The following is a 19,726-nucleotide window of genomic DNA, read 5'->3' as shown; positions in this document are numbered from 1 at the left end:
ATTATTTAATACAATCATTAAATACAAATAATTGAGCCTTAATATCCTAATAACATTACTACCTTTTATTTGCTTTAAAATTTCATTGAAGAAACGTAAAGTAGATATCGCTGTAATTTCAGATGTACATTTAGGTACCTATGGTTGCCATGCGCAAGAATTACTATCTTACCTTAATAGCATTCAACCTGAAAAATTAATTCTTAATGGTGACATTATAGATATTTGGCAATTCAGAAAACGATATTTTCCAAAATCACATCTAAAAGTAATTAAAAAGATCATAGACCTTTCTACTAAAGGTACTGAAATTGTTTATATCACTGGAAATCATGATGAAATGCTCCGTAAATTTAGCGAGGTACGAATGGGCAATATTGCCATAGTAGATAAGCTTATTTTGAATCTAGATGGTAAAAAAGCATGGTTTTTTCATGGAGATGTATTTGATGCTTCCATTCAGCATGCGAAGTGGATTGCTAAGTTAGGCGGCTGGGGCTACGACCTTTTAATCTACTTTAACAGAATGATTAATAGAGTACTTACAGCGACCGGAAGAGAAAAATATTCTCTTTCCCATAAAATTAAAAAGAGCGTAAAAAAGGCAGTAAAATTCATTAATGATTTTGAAAAAGCAGCTTCTGATTTGGCGATTGAAAATGGGTATAAATATGTAATATGTGGACATATTCATCAACCACAATTACTCCGAAAAGTGAACCGCCATGGAACCTGTCTTTATCTTAACTCTGGTGATTGGGTAGAAAATCTAACCGCATTGGAGTATCACAATAAAAAATGGAAGCTGTACCATTATCAACAAGATAAACTAATCCCATTTGTAGTTGATGAAGAACTTAAATCAATGAACTACAAAGACTTGTTAGCCGCTATTACCATAACTGGTACCAGATCTATATAGCTATACCAATAATGCTTCTTTTAAAATGGTTATTGGATGTTTGGAAATTCGTTTTGTTCCGTCTAATATTTGATGCCTACAACTGGTTCCATTGGCAGCTATAATAACATCTGAGGAAGCTGATCTTACTGCAGGGAAGAGTTTTAACTCCCCTATTTGCATGCTTATTTGATAATGCTCCTTCTCATAGCCAAAACTCCCAGCCATACCACAGCAACCCGTATTAAGAATAGTAACCGAGTAATTCTTTGGAATGTTTAATACATCGAATGAGTACTTTTGATGCGACAAGGCTTTTTGATGACAGTGTCCGTGAAATTTAATTTTTTGTGGTTTGGTAGTAAATTGTGCCGAAGTAATGGTCCCTTTGCTGATTTCTAATGCTAGAAATTCTTCAATCATATAAGTTGCCGATGCTATTTTATGAGCAGTTTCTAAATCGTCGCACAATCGTAGGTATTCATCTTTAAAGGTAAGAATGGCGGATGGTTCAATTCCTATAAGGGGCACATCTTGAGAAACTAATGGAGCTAAATCTTTGATATGTGTATTGGCAATAACCTTAGCTTCTTTAAGATACCCTTTTGAGATAAGTGTTCTTCCACTCTCACCGAAATATAACTGAACTGAATAGCCTAACCTTTGTAAAACATCAATACAATCTTTCGCAATTTCAGCCTCAAGCCAGGAACTAAACTCATCTATAAAAAGAATTACTTTATTTTCGGTACTGCTTTTGTTATTAGCACTTTTCGCATAGTGTTTTAATTTAGTAGTTGAAATTAAGGGTAAGGATCGTAATGGATGAATTCCGGCCCCTTTTTTTAATATACTACTAAGTATTTTATTTTTAAAAACCCCATTGACTAGCCATGGAAATTTCGCTGCAAAGCGGTTAAAATTTGAATTGTAAGCAAACAGTTTATCACGTAAAGAACTTCCGTTTGCCATACGATATTGGTATAGAAATTCAGCCTTAAAGCTCGCTACATCGACATTACTTGGACATTCGCTACTACAAGCTTTACAACTTAAGCATAAATCAAAAACTTGCTTTAATTCCTTATGATTAAATTTATTTTCTTTATCCGAATTGGTAAGAAATTCTCTTAGTGCATTGGCTCTGGCTCTAGTAGTATCTTTTTCATTTTTTGTCGCTTGATAGCTTGGACACATAACCCCGTTAAAAACGGCTGATTTTCTGCAATCACCACTTCCATTACATTTTTCGGCCGCTCGTATAATTCCCTGGGAATCTGAAAAATTTAGTATGGTTGGTATCTCCTTAGTGGGAGCATCAGGAACATATCTTAGAAAGGTATCCATAGGTTCCGCATCTATGATTTTACCCGGATTTAGTAGATGGTTAGCATCAAAAGTATTTTTTAACTGTCTAAGAGTTTCATAATTTTCCTTTCCTACCATTAGCTCAATAAATTCTGCTCTTACTCTTCCATCCCCATGTTCTCCACTCATGGAACCATTGTATTTCTTAACTAGGAGAGCAACATCAGTGGTGATTTTTCTAAATAATTCGACGTCTTCTTTTTTCTTTAAATTTAGAATTGGCCTTAAATGTAGTTCACCAGCTCCAGCATGAGCGTAGTAAACAGCTTTTTGTCCATAGGAGTCCATCAAAGAGCTGAACTCAGTAATATAGGGTGCGAGATCATCCAAGGCTACGGCAGTGTCTTCAATGCAGGCCACGGCCTTTTTATCACCAATCATGTTGCCTAGCAAACCTAAACCCGCTTTTCGTAATTCCTCAGCTTTCGTAATTCCATCTCCGAAAAGGATAGGATTGGCATAGCTTTTAGTTTCTGTATGCAAGGTGTGTAATAAGTGATTCTTTAAGTCTTCAAGAGAGTCCTTATCAGAAGCACATAATTCCAAGGTGAGGATGGCTTCTGGATCACCTTCTATAAAACTTCGATTGGGAGCGTAGGTTTTGTTACTTTTTGTACAATCCAATATCACTTTATCCATCATCTCACAACTATAAAGTGGATGTCTCATTAAAGGAGCTACAGCATTACAACAATCTGACACAGTGGTGAAATGGGCAGCTACCATCACACGATGTACGGGTGGTAGTTCATCAAGTTGTAAGGTAATCCCTGTGGTGAATGCTAATGTACCTTCACTTCCAGCTAATAGTTTACACATATTAAATGCAGGGCCCTCTTCACTAAATGGTTGCATATCTAATAAGACATCAATAGCATATCCTGTATTTCTTCTATGAATTTGAGGTTTGGGAAAGTTTGATAGGATGGCTGCTTGTACTTCTTGTTTACCCAAGGTGTTTTGTAGGAAACGATAGATATTCCCTTCTAAATTTTGCTGTTTGCACTTTAGTGAAAATTCTTTTTGGCTTAATTCACCAAAGGTAACCTCACTTCCATCACTTAATAAAACCTGCATCTCAAGAACCTTATCTCTAGTGACCCCATATTGAATGGAGGTTGTGCCACTAGAATTATTTCCGACCATCCCCCCAATCATGCATCGGTTTGAAGTGGAGGTATTGGGTCCAAAAAATAGACCATAAGGTTTGAGGAAAAGATTTAATTCATCTCGAACTACCCCAGGTTCAACAGTTATAGTCTTATTTTTTTGATCAAATTGTAAAATACGATTGAAATATTTAGATACATCTACAACTATACCATTTCCTACACATTGACCTGCTAATGATGTACCGGCAGTACGTGGGATTAAAGATGTTTTATGCGCCTTAGCAAATGTGATTAAGGCTTTGATATCTTTACTATTTTTAGGATAGGCAATAGCTAAGGGGAGCTCTCTATACACAGAGGCGTCAGTAGCATAAATTGCTTTGTGAAGATTATCATAAAATAAATTACCTTCAATACTGTTACTCAGCACTTTTAGATTTTCTTCCAGATTCATAGTATTAGTTGTATAATTTAATACGTATTTTAGCGTTATAAATGTAAAACTATTATTTATGAAGAAAGTAATTTTATTATGTTTTGTAGCAATTGGATTTGCTCTAAACGCGAGTGCTCAAGACATTTCTCCTAACGCTTTAGGTCTCCGTCTTGGAGATAGCGATGGGTTCGGTGCTGAAATATCTTACCAACGCGCTTTAGGGAGCAAGAACAACCGATTAGAGCTTGATTTAGGCTGGAGAAGTAATAATAACTACGATGCCTTTAAGCTTACAGGTTTATACCAATGGGTATGGAACATTGATGGTGGTTTTAATTGGTATGCTGGTGTAGGTGCTGGTGTAGGGTCATGGAGCTATGATACTCCTGGGTATGATGGTGATGGAACTGTGATTTTCGCTGCGGGAGATGTTGGTATTGAGTACAATTTCGACATTCCTCTACAATTATCATTGGATATCCGTCCAGAGTTTGGCTCAAACAGCTACGATGGATTTGACATCGCACTAGGTGTACGCTATAGATTCTAATATAATTATAGTCAATAGTATAAAAGCGTCTCTTAAAAAGAGGCGTTTTTTTGTTAAATACACTTCTGATTAAAAACCATCTCCTATTTTTGTGCATCATTGTAATTAACAAATTTATTCATGAAACAATTTTTTTTTATTTTTTCAATAGCCCTGCTAACTACAGCTTGTAGTGGTACAAGCGGTAATGAATACAAAATTGACGCTTCTATTGAAGGTATTGATAATGGCAGTACTGTCATTCTACGTAAACTAGATCAAGAAAATCAACCGGTAGATGTTGATTCAACCACAGTAAATGATGGCAAATTTATATTTAAGGGAATCAGTGAGTTACCTGAAATTCATTTTATGTATATAGAAGGTGCTCCCGGGGTCATCCCAGTAATTGCTGAAAAAGGGACCATTAAAATCACATCCTATAAGGATAGTTTATACGCTACACATCGTTCAGGAACAGTAACCAATGAAGCATTTCAGGCATTCATCGAAGAATCTAATGAGATTGCTGAAGTCTATAATAAAACTCGAAACGAAATTAGTATAGCGGCAAATGCTCGTGATACGGTTGCTTTTTCAATGGCACGTGATAAAATGATTTCTCTTGAAAAGGAAATAGATAATTTAGAATACAAACACATTCTACTCAACCCTAGTTCGTATTTATCAGTACTTCTTTTAGAAGGCATAGTTCAGGCCCAATCACAACCTACCGATGTCATTGAGGACTTATATAATAAGATTCCTTCTAAATTCAAAAATACCTCTACAGCTAAAAATATAGCAAAGGCTATTGAAGCTAATGCTGCAACTTCAATTGGTGTAATTGCACCCGATTTCACCGCTCCTTCTCCCTCTAAAGAAGAGGTAACACTTAGTAAAGTTGAAGGTAAGTTGATTTTATTGGACTTTTGGGCTGCATGGTGCCGTCCATGTCGTGAAGAAAATCCAAATATTGTAGCTGTATATGAAAAGTACAAAGACAAAGGGTTTAATGTTGTAGGATTTTCATTGGATCGTAATGAAGCTGATTGGAAAAAAGCTATAGTAGATGATAAACTTGATTGGATTCATGCCTCTAACATTCAATTTTGGAATGATCCTGTTGCTCGTATGTACAACATTACGGCTATTCCAAAGTCCTTTTTGTTGGACGAAAACAAGCGAATTATTGCTACAGACCTACGTGGAGCCCAATTAGAGGCAGCTGTACGTGATTTTTTTGAAAAAAATTAATAGTCTAGAATCCTAGTGTACAAACATTTAGAAAAAAGCTGTAAAACAAATGCAAAAAAGTAGTTGCAAAGCCTAAAAACAATTTTATATTTGCACCTGCAATCGCAAAGCAGCGGGGAGATACTCAAGCGGCCAACGAGGACAGACTGTAAATCTGTTGGTTTTTACCTTCGCAGGTTCGAATCCTGCTCTCCCCACAAAAAAAGGCACTCACATTAAATGAGTGCCTTTTTTGATTTCTATAAAGTAGTGTTTTACTTGAGTTCAAATACCACATTTACTTTGGCGCTTACTTCCATTTCACCTGCGGCCAATGTTTCAACTACATCTGCGCTTTCAGCCTTCATAGCCATAGTGCGTAATACGGGGTAAGGACTTGTACTCTGTGCAAATTCTGAAATTGAAATAGCTTTCCCTATGGTTTGTCCAAGAACTTCAGAATATTCCTTAGCCTTAGATAAAGCGTCTTCCATAGCTTTTTTTCTGGCCTGGCTTTCATATACTGCCATTTGCGAAGATCCAAATTGGACATTGTCTATTCTATTAATACCTGAATTTAATAGACCTTGCATGATAGCATCGTATTTACGTATATCCTTAAGCAATACCGTTAATGTTTGATTAGCGGCATAATAATATTCTTTCTTTTGGTAGTCGTAATTTTTAGATAGATTAACATGCTGTGTTTTGTAATCTCTTGCGTCAATTTTTTGGCCTTTTAGAAATTTAATAACCCCATCCACAGCTTTGTCATTTAGTGATTTCACTTCCTCTGCTGTCTTTCCTTGATGTTCAACACGAACAGTTACTGTTACCCTGTCTGGTACAATTGAAACTATTCCTTCTCCAGAAACTGAAACGGTAGGTTGAATAGTAGAGGTTTGCGCTGATGCTATAGTCGAAGCCATCGCAAAAAGTAATAGAATGTTTTTCATGTCGATGAATGTTTAATTTTCTTTCTTACATTCAACAACAATGCCAAAACCTATATTTTTCCGGCTTTTTGCATAAAAAATAATATAACAATCGGAATAAAAAGTAAGATAACCATTACTGTCTGTGTAAATAACAGCTGAGGATTAAAGAATAAAGTCAATAAATACCCACCTACTGCCCCTCCAAAGTGAGCAGTATGACCAATATTCCCAATTCTTGACTTCATGCCATATATAGAATATAATAAATACACAATTCCGAAGATATAAGCTGGAATTGGAATTGGAATGAAAAAGAGATACAAACTCATATTTGGGTATAATAAAATGGCCGAATAAAGTATGCCAGTAACAGCACCACTAGCACCTACGGCACTGTAGTGATACTCATTTTTATGAAAAAACAAACTAAATAAACTTCCAATAATTAAACTAGCGACATAAACTAATATGAATTTAAAAGCTCCTAAATCTTGTATTACAACATTTGCAAAAAAGTAAAGAGTAAGCATATTAAATAGTAAATGAGCAGTGTCTACATGTAGAAATCCACTTGAAAACATTCTAATCTGCTCTCCCCTTTTAATGGAACCAACGTGAAATTTATATTTTTCAAAGAAGGAAAAGTCATTAAATCCTTTCATGGAGACCAATACATTGGCAGCAATAATTACAATAGTCGCGATGTGTAAATTCATAGTATTTTCAAAAGTTGCTAACAAATATAGCTATCTTTGCCCAAAGATTTTTACAATGCAATTGTTGATATATATTCTTGCTTATCCTTTTTTATGGATCATCTCTAAACTTCCTTTTCCAATATTTTATGCAGTTTCTGATGGCATTTGTTTTCTGGTATACCGAGTTTTTGGGTACAGAAAAAAAATGGTTAGGCAAAACCTTAGATATGCCTTTCCTGAAAAGTCTTTAACTGACATTCTAAAAATAGAACAAGCCTTTTATAAGCATATGTGTGATCTTTTTCTAGAAATGATTAAATCATTAGGAATGAGTGAACAGGAGATGAAAAATCATATGGTATTTAATAATCCAGAGATATTTGAACCCTTTGAAAAGGCCCATAAAAGCGTTATATTGGTATGTGGACACTATGCCAGTTATGAATGGATGATGTCCTTAGGGTATCATATACATCATAAGGGATATGCGGTGTATGCTCCTTTAGGAAATAAATACTTTGACCGACTTGTACAAAAGATTCGTTCTCGTCATCAAGCCTTTCTAATTCCAAGAAAACAAGCCACAGCAACTATTAAACAGCACAAAGAAGAAGGTGTATTGGGTATGTACGGACTGGCAAGCGATCAAACCCCTAGTGCTAAATATGCAAAATATTGGCGCCCTTTTCTCGGTGTACGAGTACCTGTTTTTACCGGAGCTGAAACCCTAGCTAAAACCTTGGATATGCCCGTGGTCTTTTTTGACGTACAAAAAGTCAAACGAGGGTATTATCAGACTACTTTTACTTTAATTACTGACGCACCTAAAACGTACAATGACTTTGAGATTACGGATGTTTTTACTGAGTTATTAGAGAACCAAATCCGGAACAGACCAGAGTACTATCTTTGGACACATAATCGATTTAAACATAAAGACAAAAATCCATCGCCAACAGCTGTTATAAAGTAGATTCCTGATGAGTTTCATCCATGATGTAAAAAAACAAAACCATTGGATTTTACTTTATCAAATTAGTCTTTTTTTTCTTGCCAATTCTATGGCTTCAATTTTCGAATGTACCTGAAGTTTTTGGTAAATGTTTTCAATGTGCCTTCTTATAGTAGATGGTGAAACATACAGGTTTGCTGCAATTGTAGTATATGGAATTCCGGTGGAAAGTTGTTCAAGTACTTCTATTTCTCTGTTTGTTAATTTTATAGTTTCTTCCAATTCACCACCATTTTCTATTCTTGGAGGACGTAAAAAATTTAGAGCTTTCATGGCAATGGACGGAGTCATTACTGCACCTCCCTCTAAAGTTTGAACAATGGCATCATAAAGCACCTGAGGTGTAGTGTCCTTTAATAGATACCCATCAGCCCCAGATTGTATGGCATGGAATATGTTTTCATCATCGTCAAACACGGTAAGTATAATAATTTTAATTTGTGGATATTTTTGTTTCACTATGGCGGTAGCTTCAATACCGTTTAGCTTGGGCATATCAATATCCATCAGAATTAGGTCCGGTTGAATTTCAATTTTAAGTTTTTCCACACACTCCAAACCGTTATTTGCAATAAAGGAAATATGAATATTGTCAAAGAATGATAGTTTTTCCTGTACGCTTTTTATAAGAAAATTATTGTCATCAATAATGGCAATATCTTTTTTCAATTGACTAATTGTTCTATTCATTTATTTTAAACATTACTGTTGTTCCTTTATTTGTATCGGATTGTATTTGTAGTTCATCTCCTAATTCAATAGCCCGCTTTCTCATGTTTAACAATCCATTACCTGCCTCAACATTGTTTTCCAAAAAACCAATACCGTAATCTCTTATTTGAAAATGAATACTATTTTCTTCTTTATAGATTTGTATTTCTATATGGTTAGCCTCTGAATACTTGAGAGCATTGTTGGTGGCTTCTTGAATGATACGGAAAATGTTTAAGCCCTGTAAACCTGAAAAAGAGGTGTTTTCCAATGCAGCACTGTCCATTGTCATCGAAATAAGCACGTTTGGATAGAATTGCTTGGCCTTTTCAATAAAGTTTGCAATGCGACTTTTCAAGTCTTTCACTGTAATTTCTGGTTTATTCATGGCCCATATAGTATCTCGAAGTTCCCCAATGGTTTCTTTAGCAAAAATTCCAACATCGTCTAGTTTGGTGATCATACGATTGTTGGTATCACCAACATAATATTTTATAGCGTCAATTGCTGAAACAATAAAGGATAATTGCGCCCCTATATTATCATGTAAATCCCTTGATATTGATAATCGTTGTTCCTGTAACTTGTTTTGGCTTTCAATTTTTTCTAAGGCTAATTTTAATTCGTTGTCTTTTTTCTGTTCTATATTTTTCAACATTTGTTGTTTGTACAACAAAAATCCAATTAAACCAATAATAATAGTAAATGCAATTAATCCAAATATCCACTGATTCCGAATTTTTAATGCAAGTTCTTTCTCAGCAATTTGTTTTTCCTTTTCAGCTGTTTCGTATTTAGTACTAATTTCCTCTACATCCTTTAATCTCTTAAAATTGTATAGACTATCATTTAGGATGTTATATGCTTGTAGACTTTGGTAGGCCATTTGGTAATCACCCAGTTGCTCGTAATTATGCATTATATTTTCGTAATTATACTTTTGTATATCCGCAAACTTAATTCTCTTGGCTATGGCATTACTTTTTTCAAAATATTCATTGGATTTTTGGGGTTCCATTGTTTGATTATAATATTCTCCTAAAGCTGTATAATTCAGCATTATTGCAAAATCATCGTTTAACTTTTCGCGAATTGCTAATGCATCCATTAGATACTGTTTCGCATTTTTAAAGTCCTTGATAAGTAGCTGATTATACCCTAAGAATTCAAGGGAATAGCCAATCCCTACACTATCATTTCTTTGACGTTGAATTTTCAAAGATTTTTCGAAGCGTTCCTTGGCAGTTTTGTAATCTTGGAAGTCATCACGGTAAACTACTCCACTTTCATTATAAATTCGAGCAATACCTTCTAAGTTATTTTCTGCTTCATATAATGTTAGAGCCTTCTCATAAAAGTCCAAGGCTCTTTCAGATTGTTTTAGTTTACGGTACATTCTAGCCATATCATCATAAAGTAAGCCGAGATATTCCGTATTTTTGGAGGACTCCAATTCTTTAAGTGCCCTATAGTAATATACAGAAGCACTATCTATTAAACCCTTCTTTGTGTAAGAAAGACCAATATTTCGCAGAAAATTACCGCTATTTGCTATGTCATTGTTTTCTTTGGCAAGTTTATAACCAAATTGAGCTAGCTTTAAAGTCTCCTCAGATTTAGTATTATAATTTTTTTTGATGCTAGTTTTAAGGATTTCTATCTGTTGTTCGTACTTTTTTTCTTGTTGAAGGGATTGTATAATACTATCAAATAATTCGATGTTTTGTGCCCAGGTTTTGGTGAAATTTAGTGATGTATACAGTATAAATGTAATCGTAATGAATCTTCTCATATGCTGACTTAACTATTGAATGGATTGGTTACATACTATTTTAGGACTAATTGTTATGATGCATTATCCCTAACAAACAGCCACTAAATTTATTAAAATTTATGTAAGGCTAAACATCATATCATTCTGTTTCTAAGAGATGTAATGAAGAATGAAGCAACTTTTTAAGTTTTTCAATAAACATTCCTAGTTTTTTCTCATGTGTGTCTTCTGTAGGAAGTTTTTCATCCATTATTGTCAACTGCTGCTTAAGTTGCGTACTAACGTATTGATTTTTTTTAAAAGCTATATTTATTGTATCCCTTATTTTCAATTGCCTTTGAAATTCAGAAGTTTGCATTTTTTTGTATTGTTGCAATCTGCTGTATACCATAAAATATTGTTGTAGTAATACCACTATTAGGCATAAAAGGCCAATAATCAAACAATAAAATAAAGCTAAAAGGAGCATCTTATAATTCTTTATTAGTTACCAGAATTTTTTTCCACTTAATGAAACCCCAAATGAAAATGACCATTGCAATACTTATAATAACAAATGGAGCATAAGTAATAAATGAAGTTAACACAAAAGGAATATAACCTAAAAAGGTGTTGTCCACATGGTAGGGGTCATTTGTAAGTATTTCTTCGTAGCTAAGTGAATTTAAGGGTAATTCACTCATTTGATCTATAGTAGTAAATAATTCCTCAGCCTCCTCCACTTTTTTATCATAGTCAAATTGATTGATGTTCTTAAAGTAGGTAATTACAAGATTGTCACTTGTTGTTGGAATAAAATTAGATTTGGTACCGTAAAATATCCTGTTTTCATGGTTGAACTTAAATTCGAAGTTTTTAGAAATACCATGAACGTTTTTTGTAGTTAATCCGTCCATAAGTTGGATGTAAAAACGACCCAAATCAATTGGATTTTTCCACACATTTCCGCTTTCAAGTAAATATATAAATGCGTTAGTACGTTTACTATTGTAGCCATTAACTACAGTCCCATAATTAGTATTTACGATAAAGTATACATTTAGGATCTTACTTTCCTTAGGAAGAAAATTCATCTGCCATACTTTCCAATTTTCGTTTAAACTGTTTATTTTTCCGTAATCTTCATTTTGCTGTTCTATTATGTGTATCCAAACATCATTAGATCTTATTTTGAACTTACTAAGGAGGTCAATTTTTACTTGGTTCAAATGCCATCCACCCCCTGAATAAATGCCATTTAGAGGATAGCCCATTTTGAAATTGAGCGTTTCTTGTGTAGTGTTTTGTAGAAAATACGTGCCTTTTACTACTGCATAACCTTTGTAAAGTTGTACATAGATACGTTCTTCTTTCATTTGAACCTTTTTAAATGTTAAACTATCACTGGGATAGAGCATTGTATAAAGGGTTCCGCCAGCATTCCAAACTCCAGGCTGCGATACATTGGGCCATACTTTTATGGATGTAGCAACAATAAATAGGAAAAATACCATTTTGATACTCTTAGTCATATCAATACGAGTTTTATGGCTAGTTATTAAATGCATACGGTTTTAAAATAGGGATATTCTTAAACTCTAAAATTCTAATACGAATGGGTAGGCTGATCTGAAAAAATTAGTGGATAGTGTATATTCCCCAATTAATGCTCTTGTCAAAATCAGAAATAGTGAATTTTCTGTTGTCTAAACTATTCACCAAATAATACTGATCACTTTCTTTATTTATTTTCCAATAAGTGGGTTGAGTGGGGGCTCCTTTCTCTACAAAAATAGACCTGTTATCTGTAAAATGAACTAATACACCCTTGGCTTGACTATTACTAGTGACTCCTTTGATTAAATTACTTTTAAATAAATAAATTGAATTATCTGATTTTAATTTTAGCACGGTATAATCGCCTTTGCTTACATATAACTCATACTGTGTTGGAAGCAGCTTTTTTCCTCGATACTGAAAGGTATAGTGTTCGTTATTTTTGTTGACATACAAGTAAAACACCCCTGCTCTATCAGTTAAGGGATATAATTTTTCGGGTGACATATCATTCAATGCATAGGCACTGTAATAATCCTTAGTATAGGTTGTATATAACCTAAGGCTCTGACCTTCTTTTACTATTGAATAATTCAATGGTTGATTTATTCTTTTACCATTCTGGTAATAATAAACAGTTGTATCTTTTATTTTACGCACATATAGAGTTTCATTTTCATTATACGAACCTGTTATCTGATCTTTTTCGAAATTATTTAAAACAGGATCTACTGTATTGAAGCCTTTATTGGTGTTATTTTTAAACCCTTTTTGGTTTTCATAGGGAATCGCTTGGTAAAATATATTTTGTGCGGCTGCCTTAAAGTTTTCCAAGATCCATACAGGCTTTTGGTCTTTATAAATGAGTTTCGAACCATCATCTAATGTTTCTCCTAAAGTATGACCTGATGCTCCTATATAGCTCCCATTCTGCCATAAATACAGGTCATTTTTTTCATTCTTTAGCCATAGTAAAACGTTATTCCCTAAATCCTCAAAAACAGTAAATTTTTTACCCTTTTCAAAATCTTTACACCAATAGGTTAAGGAATTATCAGCATTATAAATAAGATACATTTTACCTACATAAGCCTGCTTAATATTGGAGGTCATATTAGTTCCTTCAACAATGAATTTAATGTTTTTGTCTACACTTGAATACATAAGGTTTTTACCCTTTAAAGCAGATAGTTTTCCATCAGATACTCCTGTAGATAAACCACTAGATGTAACTACATTTTCAGCAACCAATGTGGTAGACGTAATAGGTTCAAAGAAAAGTACATCTGTAAAATTATCGACGTCTTTTGAACTAAAATTTAGCGGGTTAACAATACGGTTTCCAACCGTTAAAAAGGGTGACCAATAGTTAGATTTTTTAATGTATTTCCAGCTCCATGCATCCCACTGTTTCAATTCACTATGGTAGTAAAAATACCGATCCACTAGAGATCCCCCAAAAGCAATGGTTAGCACATTTCCTTTAGTATCAAAGGTATAGGAATAGAGTTCTTCTAATTGATCTTCTTTATACTTCATTAAAAGACCATTTCGGTAGGTATATTCAAAAGTTCTGCTTTTACGTTGGTTATTTTCAGTAGTTGTTTCATTAGCCTGGATACTAATATCATTTCCTATTATGGAATAGGTGAATTCTGTAAGTATGGTTTTGTTATCTTTTATTTCAGTCTTCTTAGTAAGTCTTTTTTTGATATCGTAACTAAATGTGGTAACCGCGGGATATTTACCTTGGATTTCTGTTTTGGAGATAGTTCCATTGGAATTATAAAAATAGAATGTTTTGGTATCGAAAAAGAAATTCTCTCTATACACTAATTTTTTTTGATCGTCAAGCTTTAAATACGTGCTTTTAGTTTGACGTGCCTTTTCTTTGTCTAATAAATTATAGAACAAAAAAATCCGGTTTCCGTGTATGTCAAAGTTTAAGTATTCATTTCCTAATTGAAGATAGGCAACATCTCCTTTTAAATTTAATTGATTTCTATTTTCAATATATCCAATCGGATTTAATGGTGCATTAACCATATCTATATACTGTTGTGCAAACCCATTTATTCTTATAAATAAGATAAGCAGAATCGAAATTATTGCCTTCATTTAGTACCTTGTTACAATTAACTTTTGTATTCTATTTCCCTTCTAATTATATCGGTATACTCCCATCTGGCATACTTTATTTTATATATTTTCTTTATTATCCAATTACCTTTTGAATCATATTCATATATATAGCGTTCAGTATCTTTTCCATCCTTGATGATTCTTTCCAGTTCCTGATACTCCTGTTCTTCACCAAACACTAAAACTTTTCTGGATTTATAGTTATATAAGATTTTAGAGGTGATACCAAGGTTGGTAATAAAATGTTGCTGTTTCTTTCCATTAGAATCCACCATTACACTGTCTGTTTGGTCAAGTATTTGATCCAGATATAATTTTTGAACCGAATAATGGCCTCCATCATTGGCCTTGTAATACCACTGTTTTAATACGTGTTCAATTGTTCCTTGTGGAGTATACACCGTTTCTTGTAGGAAGTCATCATCATTACCTGTGTATTTTATTTCAAAAACATCGGGTTCTTCAACATTAAGTAGATAACGTTTTACACTAATTTTTTCTACATCAAATACCCCATTCGTATACTGCCATTCTTCTATGATGTTGTTGGTATTAGGGTTTGTAATTATTACCGATTTTAGTTGGGTGCCATAGGGATTAACATACTTAAAATGTATATCATAATCGACATAACTATTGTTGTAATTGACAAATTGGTAATCGATCAGTTGATTTGAATTGTTCCAAAGCATAAAAGTTTCATATACTGGAAATTCTTCATTTTCATCCAAGGTCAAGTGTTTTGTTGTGACACTCTTTACCTGTGAAAAATCAACTAAACTTGCATTATTCATAAATTCCCAATTGGATGGATTGTATGGTAAATAATATTGGGCATACCCTAGGTTTACAACGATCAAACTCAATAAATTCAAAATATGTTTTGCTGTTTTCATCTTATTAATTTTCTAAATTTTCACATTCTTGTTTTTTTTCTTAATCAAATCCAAAATGACTTTTTCATTCTTGATGGTATATAAGTTATTTGTTGTTTTTATATGACGTAGAGTGATACTATGTTCTGTATTGGGTTTAGAATCATTTTCAAACTCCATACGAGCTACCCATAGATAGTCATCATACCAGTATTCTAAAAGATATGTTTTCTTTACCTTGGGCTTTAATCCGGCTTTGGATTCATAGTATTTTATCTTTTTCACCGGATCACCTTTTGAATTGTAACGTATGGTTGTTAGTTGTTCTAGAGAATGTTTTCTGCCTGGTTGGATGTACTCCTTCCTTGAGCTTACATTTCCATTGTTACTAGTAGTATAGATAACATCAGAGACTATCTTATTGTCCTTAAATAGTTTGGTCCTATAGGCCTTTTTACCGTCAAATTCAATTTGTACTTCCCTTTCACCAAAGGCGTTGTAGACACTTTTTCCTCGCAATTGACCAGCTTCGTTATAAAATTCTATTCTCTTGGATGTTTCACCGTTGAGTTCTTTTCGTAAGTAGGTAGTTTTATAGTGGTCTTTTTCGGTGGTAAAGGTTGTAGAACCAACGATACCTTCATGAGTGCTTCCAATATGGTAATCCATCTTGTATAATTCCCCATCTAAATCGTAATGGTAGATGTATTGATTTCCGCTATTTTCGTTACTATTTTCTGTTAACTTCAAAAGCTTTCCATTGCTGTTGAAGAGATATTCCTTTACAAGGGTTTGTGTAAATGTGTTTTTCTCTGTATCATACATTCCTGTGATTTCCAACAGTATTTCAGTGTTTTTAGGCACATTAAAATCACTGGAACTAGTGTTTTCCTGTGCATTGATCTTAAGGCATATACAAAGAGAAAACAGTAGCGCTGTGTGTTGGGTTTTGAAAATCATTTTACGGACTGATGTGTTTGTTATTCGTACTACCGGAGGTTGTCAGATAATGCAATCCCATTCTCAACATTAAAAAGGGCAAAATAATAAGTACAGAACCCCAAGGGTTTTCAGGAGTGAATATTTTTGGATTACTTTTTACTATAAAAAACATACTAATTCCTCCAAGAATGATGGATATGTGTATTACAATTGTATTGGGATTGAATGCACTGAAATACACGTTCAGTTGCTGCTGTGTTTTATGTTGATAAATTCGTTGGAGAACTAGGAAAATGAGATTTAGGTTAAAAAACCAATTATGAAAAAACAACACCATCATATTGACCTTCATAATCTCTGCATTTTTGGAACCTGCCATAAAACCAAAAAATACAACAATAAACACCCAATAAATTCCCATCAAAAATAACGATGTAGAAAAATCTGTTAAATGCCCAGCTTCATTAACCACTGACATTTTTTTCTTATACCATAATTTGTCCACAACCAATCGAATAAATTCATTCCACCAAAAAAAATAAATGAGATAAAATACGGTCGTTTGTCCATTTATCACAGATAGTATAGTCAATATCATAAAGAGAAGTATATCCCATTTTTGGAAATGGTTTACCTGTCCTTTGACGATGGATGAAAATAGTTTCATGAGTAAAATAGGATTCGTGATACCTTGTTTTTGAAGTATCAAATGGAATTATAAGTTAATTGCATGACTAATTATAGTGCCCAAGAAGCATACTTATTCGAAAAATTTGGCTTTAAATTCACGAATATGGTGGGATAAAAATGTGTAAATGGCCAATTCTACTCCTTGCTGGTATTTTTCTTCATCTGTAGGAACAATGGCAGCTTTAGATACGGATTTATTATTTGCGGAATATACGGTTCCAAATGCCGTACTTGTACCCCAATTGTCATAATCTGATGCTACATAATTGGTTATTTTTTCTTCCTTTATAACCCCATCAATGTCCAATTCCTTCTTTAAAACTCCTTGATATTCACCCAGAGGAGAACCTCCAATTTTATTTCTTCCAACAATAAAATGTGCTATTGTATTATTATCTGATAGCACCAAATTTGTTTTGGCCACCACATTTGCACCAATTCCACTCTTGTTAGAGCCTTTTGTCTCTACAAACACGATGTACAAATCGATTCGAACAACAGCGGCATCATTTAGTTCTTTTGATAGTTTTGTAGTGTTTGCATTTAGACCCTTTTCACTATAAAAAAATCCCACGTTTTGTGGATGTACTGTGACTGCACCTTCCATAGTGCTTGAAGGAGTCATACTTAAATTGGTACTGTACTTATGACCTTTATAAAACTCTGTATTGTTTGCCTGTTCCCCATCCAACACAGTAAATCCATTATCTTTTAACTCCAAAACAAACTTTTCATAGGCTTCATTGGTAATATTTTGAAGCGTTTGTTGGGATATATCTAAACCTACTGCAAGAGAGGCCTTGGCAGACCCCATTACAGCACCAAATATTCCTTGTCCACCTTTTTTAGCTGCGGATTCTTCACTGTATACTTGATAGTGTACTGCAAAGTCTGCGATATATACATTTTTATTATCAAATTTTGGTCTTTCCAAACTTTTAGGACCAGCTTTTCCAGGTTTGAATTCTCCTAAAATTTGAGCATCAACTTTTAAAATGCCTATAAAAAGAGCCGCTATAATGAATGTTTTTGTGTTCATCATTTTCATATTTGAATTGTTGTAAGAGCAATATTACTTAAATGGTGTACACCATAAAATAGGGCATTTGCCCCATTTTTAAATAGAAGCAAATGCCTTTACAAGTAGTTTCTAACAAATGCCTAAATAGATTATATACCAATTAAGAAATCTGAATTGCTCCAAACAGCGATAGTAGGCTATTGGAAAGTCTCTTTTAAAATTAAGGATGGCAAATAGACTCTTATTTCACAGCTTACCGAAATTTGTATGTAGTACCTAGATCTTATACACTAGGTTTATTACAAATGGTATCAAAATGGATTTAGGTGGAATGTTTACTATGGATACCGTTGCTAATAGGAATCATAAAAATGAGGAAGAGCGGTCAATGACCGCTCTTTTTATATACCCGCTATTTCTTTTATTTCTTCGATTATTCGATTTGCCAATGCATCAGCCTCCGTTTGAGAAAATGCTTCTGTATAAATACGGATAATTGGTTCTGTATTTGATTTTCGCAAATGTACCCAATTGTCAGGAAAGTCTATTTTAACACCATCGACAGTGCTTATATTTTCATTTTCATAACGGGTGGTCATTTCCTTAAGAATGGCATCCACATCTATTTGAGGTGTTAATTCAATTTTATTTTTACTCATAAAATAACTAGGATAACTGTCACGTAATTGACGAACTGACACTTTACGCTCAGCTAATAATGACAAGAACAAGGCTACTCCAACCAGTGCGTCTCTTCCATAATGGAGTTCAGGGTATATGATACCTCCATTACCTTCACCTCCTATGATGGCTTCATTCGTTTTCATTAAGGCGACCACATTTACTTCACCAACAGCAGAAGCTTCATAGGTGCCACCATGTTTTTCTGTAATATCCCGTAATGCTCTACTGGAAGACATATTAGATACTGTATTTCCTGGATTTTTTTCAAGTACATAATCTGCACATGCTACTAAAGTGTACTCTTCTCCGAACATTTCTCCATCCTCACAAATAAATGCCAATCGATCCACATCTGGATCTACAACAATCCCAAAATCAGCCTTTTCTTGTACCACTAGGGCACTAATATCTTGTAAATGCTCCTTCAATGGTTCAGGATTATGAGCGAAATGTCCGTCTGGGGTACAGTATAATTCTATTACTTCAACTCCTAATTCTTTTAAAAGTTTAGGAATGGCAATACCCCCCGTTGAATTTACACCGTCTACCACCACCTTAAACTTAGATTGGCGAATTTGTTCCACATTTACAAGTGGTAAGTCTAAAACTTCATCGATATGAATATCTATATAGGCATCATTGTTTAAAATAGTCCCTAAATGATCCACTTCGGCAAAAGTAAAAGCATCACTCTCTGCAATTTTTAATATTTCTGCCCCATCTTCTCCACTTAGAAATTCACCTTTGGCATTTAGTAGTTTTAAGGCATTCCATTGTTTTGGGTTATGACTAGCCGTGAGAATGATTCCTCCATCAGCTTTTTCTAAAGGAACGGCTACTTCAACAGTCGGTGTAGTACTTAATCCAAGATCAATAATATCTATTCCTAAACCTACTAAGGTTGAGGTTACAAGATTTTGAATCATCTCACCCGAAATTCTAGCATCCCTTCCAATTACTACGGTTAGCCGTTCTTTACTATATTGTTGTTTTAACCAAGTACCATAGGCCGCCGCAAATTTTACAGCATCAACTGGGGTTAAATTATCCCCTACTACACCTCCAATAGTTCCTCGTATTCCTGAAATTGATTTAATTAATGTCATCTTTATTGTATTTGT

Annotated in this window: 17 protein-coding genes and 1 tRNA gene; 5 read left to right on the top strand and 13 right to left on the bottom strand. The window is 33.9% G+C overall.

The features are described 5' to 3' along the window. Positions 1-85 precede the first annotated feature (85 nt). Positions 86-922 (top strand): UDP-2,3-diacylglucosamine diphosphatase, encoded by an 837-nt coding sequence (locus PT603_RS04620; protein WP_040488919.1) that lies wholly within the window; start codon positions 86-88, stop codon positions 920-922. Here the strand turns inward: PT603_RS04620 and PT603_RS04615 are convergent, their stop codons facing one another. Next, positions 923-3,835, bottom strand: coding sequence for an FAD-binding and (Fe-S)-binding domain-containing protein (locus tag PT603_RS04615; protein ID WP_008240870.1), 2,913 nt, complete (start codon positions 3,833-3,835; stop codon positions 923-925). Between the two features lie 58 nt (positions 3,836-3,893). Between PT603_RS04615 and PT603_RS04610 the strand changes: the two genes are divergently transcribed. The 3 genes from PT603_RS04610 to PT603_RS04600 all read left to right on the top strand — a co-directional run bounded on the left by PT603_RS04610 (position 3,894) and on the right by PT603_RS04600 (position 5,800). Beyond that, positions 3,894-4,367, top strand: coding sequence for an autotransporter outer membrane beta-barrel domain-containing protein (locus tag PT603_RS04610; protein ID WP_008240869.1), 474 nt, complete (start codon positions 3,894-3,896; stop codon positions 4,365-4,367). Between the two features lie 120 nt (positions 4,368-4,487). After that, positions 4,488-5,603 carry a TlpA disulfide reductase family protein gene (locus PT603_RS04605; protein WP_008240868.1) on the top strand — a complete coding sequence of 372 codons (1,116 nt, stop codon included), beginning with the start codon at positions 4,488-4,490 and terminating at the stop codon, positions 5,601-5,603. Between the two features lie 114 nt (positions 5,604-5,717). After that, positions 5,718-5,800 (top strand) — tRNA-Tyr (locus PT603_RS04600). 57 nt (positions 5,801-5,857) lie between these two features. Here PT603_RS04600 and PT603_RS04595 read toward each other — a convergent pair. Beyond that, positions 5,858-6,538 carry an SIMPL domain-containing protein gene (locus PT603_RS04595; RefSeq protein WP_008240867.1) on the bottom strand — a complete coding sequence of 227 codons (681 nt, stop codon included), beginning with the start codon at positions 6,536-6,538 and terminating at the stop codon, positions 5,858-5,860. 50 nt (positions 6,539-6,588) lie between these two features. Further along, positions 6,589-7,236 carry a rhomboid family intramembrane serine protease gene (locus PT603_RS04590; RefSeq protein ID WP_008240866.1) on the bottom strand — a complete coding sequence of 216 codons (648 nt, stop codon included), beginning with the start codon at positions 7,234-7,236 and terminating at the stop codon, positions 6,589-6,591. 55 nt (positions 7,237-7,291) lie between these two features. Here PT603_RS04590 and PT603_RS04585 point away from each other — a divergent pair, with 55 nt between their 5' ends. Next, entirely contained in the window at positions 7,292-8,191 is a 900-nt protein-coding gene (locus tag PT603_RS04585; RefSeq protein WP_040488918.1) for a lysophospholipid acyltransferase family protein, read from the top strand. A gap of 57 nt (positions 8,192-8,248) precedes the next feature. Here the strand turns inward: PT603_RS04585 and PT603_RS04580 are convergent, their stop codons facing one another. The 10 genes from PT603_RS04580 to glmM form a co-directional block, all read right to left on the bottom strand. After that, positions 8,249-8,920, bottom strand: a complete 672-nt coding sequence (locus PT603_RS04580; RefSeq protein WP_008240862.1) for a response regulator — start codon at positions 8,918-8,920, stop codon at positions 8,249-8,251. Beyond that, positions 8,913-10,733, bottom strand: coding sequence for a sensor histidine kinase (locus PT603_RS04575; RefSeq protein ID WP_008240861.1), 1,821 nt, complete (start codon positions 10,731-10,733; stop codon positions 8,913-8,915). The genes PT603_RS04580 and PT603_RS04575 overlap by 8 nt, the downstream gene beginning before the upstream one ends. Before the next feature lie 121 nt (positions 10,734-10,854). Further along, the gene (locus tag PT603_RS04570) at positions 10,855-11,106 is read right to left on the bottom strand and encodes a hypothetical protein (RefSeq protein WP_040488916.1); all 252 of its coding nucleotides are present in this window, start codon (positions 11,104-11,106) and stop codon (positions 10,855-10,857) included. A 79-nt stretch (positions 11,107-11,185) separates the two neighbouring features. Further along, positions 11,186-12,226 carry a hypothetical protein gene (locus tag PT603_RS04565; protein WP_155805687.1) on the bottom strand — a complete coding sequence of 347 codons (1,041 nt, stop codon included), beginning with the start codon at positions 12,224-12,226 and terminating at the stop codon, positions 11,186-11,188. Between the two features lie 106 nt (positions 12,227-12,332). Next, positions 12,333-14,369 (bottom strand): hypothetical protein, encoded by a 2,037-nt coding sequence (locus PT603_RS04560; protein WP_008240858.1) that lies wholly within the window; start codon positions 14,367-14,369, stop codon positions 12,333-12,335. A gap of 17 nt (positions 14,370-14,386) precedes the next feature. Continuing rightward, positions 14,387-15,289, bottom strand: a complete 903-nt coding sequence (locus tag PT603_RS04555) for a hypothetical protein (protein WP_008240857.1) — start codon at positions 15,287-15,289, stop codon at positions 14,387-14,389. 12 nt (positions 15,290-15,301) lie between these two features. After that, complete coding sequence (locus PT603_RS04550; RefSeq protein ID WP_008240856.1) at positions 15,302-16,228, bottom strand: hypothetical protein; 927 nt, start codon at positions 16,226-16,228, stop codon at positions 15,302-15,304. A 1-nt stretch (position 16,229) separates the two neighbouring features. Further along, entirely contained in the window at positions 16,230-16,877 is a 648-nt protein-coding gene (locus tag PT603_RS04545) for a hypothetical protein (protein WP_040488914.1), read from the bottom strand. 93 nt (positions 16,878-16,970) lie between these two features. Next, a complete protein-coding gene (locus tag PT603_RS04540) occupies positions 16,971-17,939 on the bottom strand; it encodes a hypothetical protein (RefSeq protein ID WP_155805685.1) in 969 nt (322 codons plus the stop codon). A 383-nt stretch (positions 17,940-18,322) separates the two neighbouring features. Next, complete coding sequence (glmM, locus tag PT603_RS04535) at positions 18,323-19,711, bottom strand: phosphoglucosamine mutase (RefSeq protein WP_008240842.1); 1,389 nt, start codon at positions 19,709-19,711, stop codon at positions 18,323-18,325. Positions 19,712-19,726: the final 15 nt, after the last annotated feature.

The sequence above is a fragment of the Imtechella halotolerans genome (assembly GCF_028743515.2).
GTDB lineage: Bacteria > Bacteroidota > Bacteroidia > Flavobacteriales > Flavobacteriaceae > Imtechella > Imtechella halotolerans.
The sequence above is the reverse complement of the archived record's forward strand: the minus strand, read 5'-3'. Positions and strand labels throughout refer to the sequence as shown.